This window comes from Halopseudomonas sp., from assembly GCF_038130085.1.
Taxonomy (GTDB): domain Bacteria; phylum Pseudomonadota; class Gammaproteobacteria; order Pseudomonadales; family Pseudomonadaceae; genus Halopseudomonas.
In genome coordinates this window covers 1-9,749 of sequence record NZ_JAYPMU010000044.1, presented here as the reverse complement: position 1 = coordinate 9,749, position 9,749 = coordinate 1, and the positions used below count along the sequence as shown (strand labels likewise).

Genomic DNA, 9,749 nt, shown 5'->3' with positions numbered 1-9,749 from the left:
GATGCTCCTGCGTCAATTCAATAACCGTGTTGCACTCAGCTCCTGCAACCGCCCAAGAACCGCGGCTCGTTCCCCAGCGACGAGGCGCTGCTGAAACTGTTCTATCTGGCGCTACGCAACATCAGCAAGAAATGGACGATGCCGATCCGTGACTGGAAAGCGGCACTGACACGCTTTACGATCAGCTACGAAGGCAGGCTGCCACAGTAGTAACCCCATCCCCGGTTACACAGAATTCTGCACACCCTCCCAGTTGGTGAGCAGCGAAGTAGCCAAGACATCACTATAACAATGAAACATATACTAATTCGCCAAAAAACCACCGAGCATGGTCGCTATCCTCGTAGCCCTCGGGCGGCGTGTAAACGGTCATGATCTCGTCCTTGCGCAGCACGCGGCCTCGATCTCTGCATCGATGTCAACACTGCCACGCGCATGGGTGAATAGATGCACCGCACCGCCACCGATAATGAAGACATTGAGCTAGCCTGGTGGGTTGCCGTCCAGTAGCGGCAAGGCCTGGACGAACAGATTACCAATGGCCCGGCCCAGCGGCGTAGCTAAACGGACAGGGTCTGCGGCCCCCTCATTGGCAGTCTCGAGAGTGTCATCTTCACTTCCACTCAGCTCATCTGGTAGTTCGATGCTGCATAGTGGAAACCTCATTCATGGCACAATGGATTCGTTTAGGCCGGGCTTCACCCGTGGCCCATTCGCCGCTTGCTCATCTTCAAGGACAAATTTCTAAGAGTCTTCGTAGCTGCGGCTGCTCGCCCATTCCAAGTCATACTGCACTTCAAGGTGAAAAGCCTCATAGAGTCGCCTGGCCTTCTGGCTGGCGTGCTCCAAGGCCTTCTCCACCCCGGCTTCTGTGAGGGCTGGGAGCTGCTCACGAAGCGACGCGAGCTTCACATAGACGGCATAAGCTGCATCGCGACTCTGGGCGGCATTCCCTTCGGCAATTTTTCTGTTCAATCCAGCCATCAACTGTTCTATCTCAGTCGTCTTAACGTCAGTCATAAGCTACGCGCCTCTGTTTGGGTAAATGGGAGTGGCTGTCGATCCGGTTGGCCAGGCTTTCAATGCCAGGATTCGGCGCGGACCGTTGAGTACGATGAGGCCAGCGACCGTACCAATCACCAAATCTGGATAGGAAGAAGCCAAGTGATTCTAGCTTGGTCGCGATCTGGTCAACCGAACCGTCATGCAAAGCGCGCACCTGTCAGCTGCTTAGATCAAAGGCCAACGAATTGAGCTCAGGAAAGCCATTCAGCGCGAGCCGAATCATTCGTTCTTCTGAAGAGCAACCCATTTTGGGCACTGCTGATCCATGCTCCTTCATTCAAAGGCGCGGTTGCCGCTTCAGTGGTTGCCGACACGGGGCCACAGCCACTGGGTTTCTCACAGGAATTCATGATCAGCTTCTCCTATAGAACTTGATCCTGCCGATTAAAAACCATGTAGCAGGCATAGGGTCAAGCCTGGATATACTGGCTTTTTACCAAGGGACAGACTATTCGCATCGGCCAACTTGCACATCAGGCGGGGGTGGACATTCAGACGATTCGTTTTTATGAACGTCAGGGACTGCTTCCACCGCCTAATCGCGAAGACACTGGCTATCGAACCTATAAAGCAGACCATGCGGACAAACTGCTGGCCTGCTGGGGGGCGACAAACCTCTTTTATGATTTCGGCTTCAAGTCATTTTTCGCGTCGCCTGAATCCATAGCGCTTGACCCTATAGCTGCTATAGGGTGTTCACTTAGGCAATCTGCTGCGTAAGTGAGATCCAGATGAATACCGCTCTCCGCATTGCCATCGATGAGGCCTTTTTCCAAGCTAGGAAAGCACTCAGTGAAAAGGCGCCAACCGAGGCTTTCTCTTGGCTGGAGCGAGCCCACATATTGAGCCAGCGAATGGCTATTCTTCATGCTCAGAGCCATTGGCTGATGCTAAGGGCTGGCTGGCAGTTGCGCGACTTTCGAGAGGTGCCCAGCCAAGTTCCGCGAATCATAGCGGCCCTGCTGTTCTCTAAGATCTGGGTGCCGCTCGGAAACAGCGGGCGCGCCAGGGTCAGTGCTTTTGCTCCGATGCCCATCTCACCGGAGCTGCAGCGACTTCTTCAAGGAGAAACGCGATGAGCTCGTCTCCTAGAAGGTCACTTCTCGCTGCTCCCTGGTTCTGGTGGATGCTATCGCTGGCCATTGCCTCGGCCGACCTAGCGATGAAAAGCGCAGTTACGGGTTCGCTCCCGGTCGGCACCGTGATTCCTTTCACCCCGTTCTTCAATCTGGTTCATTTCTGGAATACCGGTGCAGCGTTCAGCTTCCTGGCTGACGCGGGCGGTTGGCAGCGTTACTTCTTCATCGTCATAGCTTTGGTCATTTCAATCGTGCTGGCTCTGGTATTGCGTAAGCCCAGAGTCAACAGTGAAGCGCTAGGCTATAGCCTTATCTTGGGCGGGGCAGTTGGGAATCTGATCGATCGCGCATTTCGAGGCCATGTAATCGACTACCTGGATTTTTACTGGCAGTCCTGGCATTGGCCTGCGTTTAACCTGGCGGATATTGGTATCGTCGTCGGCGCCGCCATGTTGATCCTGGGCAGTTTGCTGAGCCCAAAGGCGGAAGCCGGCCGAGTCAAAGAATGAAAGGCTGACCCTCAACAGTTACGGTGCGCTGGGCAGGCAATCCCGCAAGGACCAGGCGACCCGCATGTTAACCATCGCTGTCCGGGAGAAGGCGTTGCCGGCGCCTTGATGAGCGTTGCAGCCCGTTTTCTGGCTCGCTCGCTCCAATACGAGATTCCCCAACAAGATTTATCGATTATCTGGGACAGGATGCCGACACTTCCCCGAAGCCACTTCATCATGCGGAATGTGCGAATTACAATGTAAGTTTGCCGTTTAACGAAGCGAGTCTCGCCCATCTCTAGACATGAACTCTGGCATGGCCTTGAGCTGCCAAGAGCAACCACGGCAATCGGGATACTCTGAATAAGCTGTTCACAGTCATTCCCCAGTTGCGTCACTTCCAAAGTGCGTTCTGACTTATTGTCGGCTGGTATCGTCCAGATTCAGCGCAACAGGCATGTCAGTCGGTGCCAGGCAGACGCCCTCGTCACTGCAGGCCTGCGCCCGTACAATCATTTCGAGCCTGCCTACCTTTTCCAGCACGGCAATCTGTTTTCCGTCGGGCCGCAGCCGAATACTCGCACCATCGTCATACACCTCAAGGGCGGTGTCACCCAGCACAATGTCACTGACCCGGCCGCGCGGGTACTGCGTCGGGATTTCAAGCGCTTGGCCGTTGACTGAAGAATTGACGACAGTGGGAATCAGGAACTCCATAGAGGCCGGATTGGCATTCACGTGCCAGCCCGGTTCAATGTTCAATGTCAGAACGAATTCACCAGGCTTTCCCGCCAATGCTGCGTCGCCTTTCGCAAGAGTGAGGCGTACCTTATCAGCGGAATTCGCCAATCCTGTTCGGGCCGAAACCGGGACTTCAAGAGCGGCTCGTTCAGTCTGGACAGCGTCGGGGTTGTTTCCGTTGGTGTCGATCAACATGAACGCAGCGATCGCGAGGAGAAAAGCCACTACACCAGCCAGCAATCCTTTATGTCGAATCACCATGATTCATCTCCAGTATCTAAGGTTGTAGGTTTTCGGTACGACTGATAGCTTCGACCAAGCTGTCGGCGTCAAAAAGCCCCGTGAAACGGGCGATAACGGTGCCGTCACCGTCAATAACCACTGCGAAGGGTAAGGCCTGCCCACCGGTCGCAGTTAATAGCGCATCTTTTTCGGGGTTGCTCGCTGTCACGTCCACTTGTATAGGCACCATCTTGGTGCGCCGCACGGCTTTGGCCACGGAGGGCTCTTGGTAGACCGTGCGCTCAAGTATCTTACAGTTGATGCACCAGTCGGCGGTGAACTCCAGCAAATAGGGTGTGCCCCGGGCTTTTGTCTCCGTCAGTAACTTTGCGGAGTAGGGTTGCCAGACGAGTTCGTCTCCGTTGCTGTCCAGCGGGGATGCAAATCCCATAGTCATCGCAAGGGCAAGGCCTGCCGCCGTTGTGGTGATCACACGCACGGTACCATTACCCTGGACGAAACGGCGAGCACCCCAGGCCAGCACCAGTGCCAGCCAAGACCACCATAGCCAGGGATAAACCGCTTTGGGCATCAGGCTCGCGCTGAAGAAGACGGCTGCGGCCAGCAAGACCAGCGCGAGCCCTTCTCGAATGGCCAGAGTCCAGGGCCCCGCCTTGGGCAACCGGCTCAGCCACTTGGGTTTGAGGATCAGTGCCGCGTAGGGCAGCGACAACCCCAGCCCGATACTGCCGAATATCCCCATAGTTACCGGCGCCGGCTGGGTAACGGCAAAGGCTAGGACTCCACCCAGGAAAGGACCAGCACAAGGTGCAGCCAAAACCGCACTCAATAACCCCGATAAGAATGCTTCAGAGTAACGCCGGCCATGGGCCGAGGCGGCGAACGACGGGATCGGAATGGGCAAATCCAGCCACGTGACCACCGCAAACCCGACCAGCAAGGCAACAAGGATACCAACGAACACCGCGGACTGAAACAAAGTGCCCCAGCTCCACTGAAGAAATGCGGTCAATCCGCCCAGCGTCAAGAAAAACGCGAGTGTTCCTGCGGTGAACGCCAATGCGGCCAGCACGCGGTGCGATCGTTGGCTGCCCGCCTCTCGTAAGATAGTCCGGACCTTAATAGGAATCGCGGGCAAAACGCAGGGCGTCAGGTTGAGCAGCAAACCTGCCACTGTCGCCATTAAGAGCTGGCTGGCGATGAGTAAAGAGGGAATGTGATCGATCATTCAGCTATTCCAGCCCTTCCCACGATTCCCGACTGAAACGTCCGGTCTGACCCCGCCATTGGCCGCTTGCATCCTTAAACAGAAGGTTGTTTGAGTGCTCATATCTCTTCTCCATATAGACGCCGCCAACATTAACAGGAGCGAGAGCCACAGCAACGCATCGCTTTCCCGGCTTGTGAGCTTTTTTCTTGATAGCCAATTGCCACATGTAGACAAATCCCTTCCTCCTCATCCGATTTAAAATCTGCTCGCTGTCATGTACCCAAGCGATGATACTGCCGAATTCGACGAAGCAGGAGCAAGCCGAGTCCGAGTGCGATCACGCCAAGGACAGGCCAATCCCGCCAGCGCACATAAGGGGTTGCGCCAGTTCTGGGGGTCACTTCGGCACTGAGGGTGGCTACGCGGAATTGAGGAGCGCGTGTAAGAACCTTTCCCTCGTAGCTGACAGCTGCTGTGATACCCGTGTTCGTGGCTCGCAGTAGGTCACGTCCGGTTTCGATGGCACGCATGCGGACCATCTGAAAGTGCTGGAAAGGGCCGAGCGAGCTGCCGAACCAGGCATCGTTACTGACATTCACCAGCAACTGCGCTTCGGGCAGAAACTCCGTGACTTCAGCACCAAAGACCGCCTCGTAGCAGATGAGTGCCCCTACAGGCACCCCTGCTGCCTTCAGGACGTGCGCTTCCCGTCCCGGTGTGAAATCGGACATGGGCGCCCCGAGCACGTCGAGGGACGAACCCAAAAACTCCCGAAACGGAACATACTCACCGAAGGGCACCAGGTGACGTTTGTAGTAGAAGCCTGAGGGATCGGAGAGGCTTGTCACCGCGTTGTAGGTGCGACCGTCCTCCTCGCGTATCGGGACGCCAATCATCAACGAGGTGCCGGCCTGATCGGCTAACGCCTTAAGCTCAGCAAGATATTCTCTAGCCTCGTCATGCCACATCGGGATTGCCGTTTCTGGCCAAATCACAATGTCGGCCCCGAGATGCTGCTTCGTAAGCGCCTGATAACGGTCCAGCGTGATTCCCCGTGAATCCGGGTCCCATTTTCTGTCTTGCGCGATGTTTCCTTGCAAGAGGGCAATATTGATAGGATCAGCGGCTGGCTGCGTCCACTCATGATCCAGGAGCTGCAAGCTGGCAAGAGTAGCGGTTAACACGGCACCGGCTACCGCTGCACGGCGCAGGCTTGGATTTAAAACAACCCAAGCCAGGCCGCCAGCGAGCAAGGCCACCAGAAAACTCACGCCAAGCACACCAAAGACAGGCGCGATAGTGGCGAGTGTGGTGTCGGTCTGGCTGTAGCCGACAAAGAGCCAGGGAAAGCCGGTTAAGAACCAGGTGCGCATCCATTCACTCAACACCCATGTCGCTGGTAGCCCTAGCCAGAGGGCCGTCGCATCCATCTCAGGGTGCAGGCGGCGTACGAGGTACGCGACGCCCCATGGAAAGAGGGCAAGCAGCGAGACAAAGGCCGCTGTAGCTAACATCCCCACCACGGGGCCATTGCCGTACTGGCTGATGCTGACGAAGACCCAGGAGACACCTACACCGAAGTAACCAAGGCCAAAGAAGTAAGCCGACCATAACGCCTGACGCTTTGAAGGTTGCGCGGTCAGGACAAACAATGCGGCCAGAGCGACCACCGCAAGCCATGCCCAACCAAAAGGGGCAAAGGCAAGCGGCATGGCGCCTCCGGCAAGCAAAGCCATCACCCTCGTTACAAGAGTCTTGTAGCGCATTCCCGTGGATAGGTCGAAGAGTAGCGCGCACTTATCACCCAATGCTCTCGCCTCCGAAATCAAGATCAATCCTGTGGCTCATGCTTTCTTGCTCCGCTCAATTCAATCCCATCACCCCATTCCTCGGGCTCACCAGGGTGGCAAAGTGAATGTTTCTGGACTCGACTCGGTGCGCCGCAAGCTGGGAGCTGCTGCTTCGTATTCAGCCAGCAAGACAATGGCGGCGTGGATGGGATAGGTTCATTCCGTTCCTTGTCTTCCCGCCTGCCATACGAAAGGTATTCTGGTTGGCGCTACGTAATATCACTGCCAACTGGGGTAGTGCGGCGCATGACTGGAAACCGCTATGACTCAGTTCGTGATCCTGTACGAAGATCGTTTCACCAAGCCAACCTGGTAAGTGAGGGCCTACCTGATGGCAGGCCATTAACAGCCCGAACACAAAAAATCTGACAGTCCCACTGAGGTGACCAAGTGGTTCAAGGCTTACATGGTCTGCTTTTCCTTCCGAAGCCGTGGAATGACATCTATCACCCGTATAAGCAGTAGGCTGCGATCAGCCCTGTCAGGAGGTCTCCCGCGGTGTCCTCTAAGGCTGTCGACTGGAAGAAAAGTACGACACTGGGCAACTCGGAAAGCATGTCAGATTGCCCATGGTGCCACCGAGGATAAGACGGTATGCAATGAATTCTCTTTTATGACGATTTTTAAAAAAGTAGCGCTGCCAGCCCCCACCATGCGCAAAAAGACTGAATGCGGCACGGGTGCTCCATAGATGCACCCAGTTAAAGAGCAGGATCACTTAAACAGATTCGCCCTAGACCATTGATTGCTGCACCAGCCACTTTACAGCCTGATCAGACGCTGCCAGCAGGCTTGATATGGGCAACAGGGCATACGGCGAGAGTTTTGCCAATGATGGGCATTACTTCAACGCCAGAATGCGCCTGGCACCGTTAAGTACAATGACCCCCGAGACTGTGCCGATAATCAGATCCGGATAATTGGATCCTGTCCAGGCAACCAAAGCTCCGGCAATGATAACCCCCAGGTTGATCACTACGTCATTGGCCGAGAATATCCAGCTTGCCTTCATGTGCGCCCCGCCCTCACGGTGCTTGGATATGAGCAGCAAACAACTGGTATTGGCAATCAATGCGACAAATGCGATAGCCATCATCACCAGCGATTCAGGCTCACTACCGAATACAAAGCGTCTCACCACCTCCACAAGTACGCCTATAGCCAGAATTAGCTGCAGCCAGCCTGCTAGATGCGCGGCGCGTACCTGCATTTTTACGCTATGCCCGACCGCATAAAGGGCAAGGCCATAGACGGCTGCATCTGCAAAATTGTCCAGGGATTCTCCAATCAGCCCGGTGGACTGGGCGATTAGACCGGCAGTCATTTCCACCCCGAACAGAAGTGCATTGATGCCGAGCAACCAACGCAGGGTCCTGGATTCTTGCTTAGCAGAAGCTGGCGAGAACTCAGCGGCCTTGATGGTCTCCGGATTTGCAGCGACGGTTTCCTGAAGCGAGGCTCCTAGCCTCAAGGTCTTCAGTTTCGAGGTGATGGGCTCGACTTCGCCGTCATGCACGACCTTGAGCCGGCGGTTCGACAAGTCGAAGGACAGCGCCCGAATCTCCTCAAAGCCGTCCAGGGCCAGGCGAATCATTCGCTCTTCTGATGGGCAGTCCATCTTCGGCACGGCATAAACGCTGACCCAGTTCCCTGACGCTTCGGAGGAGGCATGCATATTGCTATCCACTGCGGACGTTGCGTCACCGTCACAGGCGCTACCACAGGATTTTCTCATGCTACTATTCCACTTGACAAATGTTGTGGTACCATTTAAAACCATAAAGCCACTACAAGGTCAACAGGGGAGAAGGCTGATGCGTATTGGTCAGTTGGCGCAGCTGGTAGGGGTCGAAACGCAGACGATCCGCTTCTATGAACAGCAGGGCTTGTTGCCGCCGCCTGATCGGCAGAACAACGGTTATCGTGTCTATACCGAGAAGCATAGTGAGCGGCTTGCCTTCATCCGTCGCTGCAGAATCCTAGACCTGTCACTGGCTGAGATTCACGAACTACAGAGCTATCAAGACGAGCCTCATCAGCCTTGCACCGCCGTCAACGCCTTGCTCGATGATCACATCTCTCAAGTGCGGTCACAGATAACCGGTCTGCAAGCGCTTGAGAAACAACTCGTTTCATTAAGAGCGAGCTGCAACGATGATCGGGAAATTGAGGTTTGTGGGGTTCTTGCTGGAATTAGCGAAGGAAGTGTGCATCAGCAGGAGGTTGGAGCACTAACCAGATAATCCGATAAAATATCGGCTTGCTTCACTCTCTCTCTCATGCAAAGGTAAGATCAACCATTTAATCCGCGTACCCGGAAGAGCAAGTACTCTCTAACTCTCCCCCAGCCACAGCGGGCGGTGGTCCACCGTTGAACTGATATGGCCGTTGCAAGTTGTACCCTGGCATCAGAAACCGACTGATATCCTGCTGTGCCCGCGATGCACTCATGTAGCCCACGGTCAGCCCCATTCTGCTTCCAGACTGCGAAACAGCCGCTCCATTGGCGCATTGTCATGGCATAGGTACCCTGGTCCGAATGAACAGCACGTCCTGGGGTCGGTCACGCTGTTCGTACGCCATGTCCAGAGCCTTGATCACCAGATCGGCATCCGGCTTCGATGCAAACGCCCAACCCACCACCAGGCGTGCGTAAAAATTAATCACGGTAGCCAGGTAATACCAGCGACCTTGAACCCAGACATACGTGATGTCACCGTACCAATCCTCGTTCGGCGCCGATACGGTGAACTCCTTCTTCAACACGTTCAGGATATCCGGTCGCTCGACCGTCTCCTTTTTATAGGCGTGGGAACATGGTTGCTTGCTGACCAGCTTCATTTCACTCATCAGATTGCGCACCTTGAATAGCCCAATCTCTATACCGTGCTCTCGCATCATGAACATGATGCTTCGGCGGCCTGCCGCTGGATCTGAGCGTCGGCGCCGGTAGCCACTGGTGGGGGTTTGCTCGTCGCGTCAGCCTGCTGGAGGCTTGCGATTCAGGCGAAAGAACGGGTTCTACCCCGTTTCCACGGACGGTTATAAAACGGCTGTAAGTTTTCGATCC

8 protein-coding genes and 4 pseudogenes are annotated in these 9,749 nt (G+C 55.3%); 5 read left to right on the top strand and 7 right to left on the bottom strand.

Translation table 11 applies throughout. The annotated features are described in order from the left end of the window. Positions 1 to 744: 744 nt before the first annotated feature. Positions 745 to 1,020: a hypothetical protein gene (locus AAFM31_RS17470; protein ID WP_228247773.1), complete on the bottom strand. Its 276-nt coding sequence runs from the start codon at positions 1,018 to 1,020 to the stop codon at positions 745 to 747. 495 nt (positions 1,021 to 1,515) lie between these two features. On the opposite strand from AAFM31_RS17470, the pseudogene AAFM31_RS17465 reads away from it, so the two are divergent. The 3 genes and pseudogenes from AAFM31_RS17465 to lspA all read left to right on the top strand — a co-directional run. Then, positions 1,516 to 1,656, top strand: a pseudogene (locus AAFM31_RS17465) (MerR family DNA-binding transcriptional regulator); the annotation flags it as partial. Between the two features lie 140 nt (positions 1,657 to 1,796). Beyond that, the gene (locus tag AAFM31_RS17460; protein ID WP_036991842.1) at positions 1,797 to 2,144 is read left to right on the top strand and encodes a DUF3703 domain-containing protein; all 348 of its coding nucleotides are present in this window, start codon (positions 1,797 to 1,799) and stop codon (positions 2,142 to 2,144) included. Continuing rightward, the gene (lspA, locus tag AAFM31_RS17455) at positions 2,141 to 2,653 is read left to right on the top strand and encodes a signal peptidase II (RefSeq protein ID WP_036991841.1); all 513 of its coding nucleotides are present in this window, start codon (positions 2,141 to 2,143) and stop codon (positions 2,651 to 2,653) included. Before AAFM31_RS17460 ends, lspA begins: the two co-directional genes overlap by 4 nt. 399 nt (positions 2,654 to 3,052) lie before the next feature. Here the strand turns inward: lspA and AAFM31_RS17450 are convergent, their stop codons facing one another. The 3 genes from AAFM31_RS17450 to lnt all read right to left on the bottom strand — a co-directional run bounded on the left by AAFM31_RS17450 (position 3,053) and on the right by lnt (position 6,541). After that, on the bottom strand, positions 3,053 to 3,637 hold the full coding sequence (locus tag AAFM31_RS17450; protein WP_036991839.1) for a protein-disulfide reductase DsbD domain-containing protein: 585 nt from the start codon (positions 3,635 to 3,637) through the stop codon (positions 3,053 to 3,055). Positions 3,638 to 3,653: 16 nt separating this feature from the next. Beyond that, complete coding sequence (locus tag AAFM31_RS17445; protein WP_220469429.1) at positions 3,654 to 4,847, bottom strand: protein-disulfide reductase DsbD; 1,194 nt, start codon at positions 4,845 to 4,847, stop codon at positions 3,654 to 3,656. A 254-nt stretch (positions 4,848 to 5,101) separates the two neighbouring features. Next, positions 5,102 to 6,541: an apolipoprotein N-acyltransferase gene (gene lnt / locus AAFM31_RS17440; RefSeq protein ID WP_036992120.1), complete on the bottom strand. Its 1,440-nt coding sequence runs from the start codon at positions 6,539 to 6,541 to the stop codon at positions 5,102 to 5,104. A gap of 272 nt (positions 6,542 to 6,813) precedes the next feature. Here lnt and AAFM31_RS17435 point away from each other — a divergent pair. Then, positions 6,814 to 6,995: pseudogene (locus AAFM31_RS17435) on the top strand (IS256 family transposase); the annotation flags it as partial. 243 nt (positions 6,996 to 7,238) lie between these two features. Here the strand turns inward: AAFM31_RS17435 and AAFM31_RS17430 are convergent. Together AAFM31_RS17430 and AAFM31_RS17425 are read right to left on the bottom strand one after the other, a co-directional pair. Then, positions 7,239 to 7,511 (bottom strand): annotated as a pseudogene (locus AAFM31_RS17430) (signal peptidase II); the annotation flags it as partial. Positions 7,512 to 7,520: 9 nt separating this feature from the next. Beyond that, entirely contained in the window at positions 7,521 to 8,414 is an 894-nt protein-coding gene (locus AAFM31_RS17425) for a cation transporter (protein WP_036991838.1), read from the bottom strand. A 79-nt stretch (positions 8,415 to 8,493) separates the two neighbouring features. Here AAFM31_RS17425 and cadR point away from each other — a divergent pair, with 79 nt between their 5' ends. Further along, positions 8,494 to 8,922 carry a Cd(II)/Pb(II)-responsive transcriptional regulator gene (gene cadR, locus AAFM31_RS17420; RefSeq protein WP_036991837.1) on the top strand — a complete coding sequence of 143 codons (429 nt, stop codon included), beginning with the start codon at positions 8,494 to 8,496 and terminating at the stop codon, positions 8,920 to 8,922. 58 nt (positions 8,923 to 8,980) lie between these two features. On the opposite strand, the pseudogene AAFM31_RS17415 reads toward cadR, so the two are convergent. Then, positions 8,981 to 9,619: pseudogene (locus AAFM31_RS17415) on the bottom strand (hypothetical protein); the annotation flags it as partial. Positions 9,620 to 9,749: the final 130 nt, after the last annotated feature.

Bases quoted from the DNA above. Each gene is read 5' to 3' on its own strand.
- AAFM31_RS17470 (WP_228247773.1), bottom strand. From the start codon at position 1,020: ATGACTGACGTTAAGACGACTGAGATAGAACAGTTGATGGCTGGATTG.
- AAFM31_RS17445 (WP_220469429.1), bottom strand. From the start codon at position 4,847: ATGATCGATCACATTCCCTCTTTACTCATCGCCAGCCAGCTCTTAATG.
- AAFM31_RS17460 (WP_036991842.1), top strand. From the start codon at position 1,797: ATGAATACCGCTCTCCGCATTGCCATCGATGAGGCCTTTTTCCAAGCT.
- lnt (WP_036992120.1), bottom strand. From the start codon at position 6,541: ATGCCGCTTGCCTTTGCCCCTTTTGGTTGGGCATGGCTTGCGGTGGTC.
- AAFM31_RS17450 (WP_036991839.1), bottom strand. From the start codon at position 3,637: ATGGTGATTCGACATAAAGGATTGCTGGCTGGTGTAGTGGCTTTTCTC.
- AAFM31_RS17425 (WP_036991838.1), bottom strand. From the start codon at position 8,414: ATGAGAAAATCCTGTGGTAGCGCCTGTGACGGTGACGCAACGTCCGCA.
- cadR (WP_036991837.1), top strand. From the start codon at position 8,494: ATGCGTATTGGTCAGTTGGCGCAGCTGGTAGGGGTCGAAACGCAGACG.
- lspA (WP_036991841.1), top strand. From the start codon at position 2,141: ATGAGCTCGTCTCCTAGAAGGTCACTTCTCGCTGCTCCCTGGTTCTGG.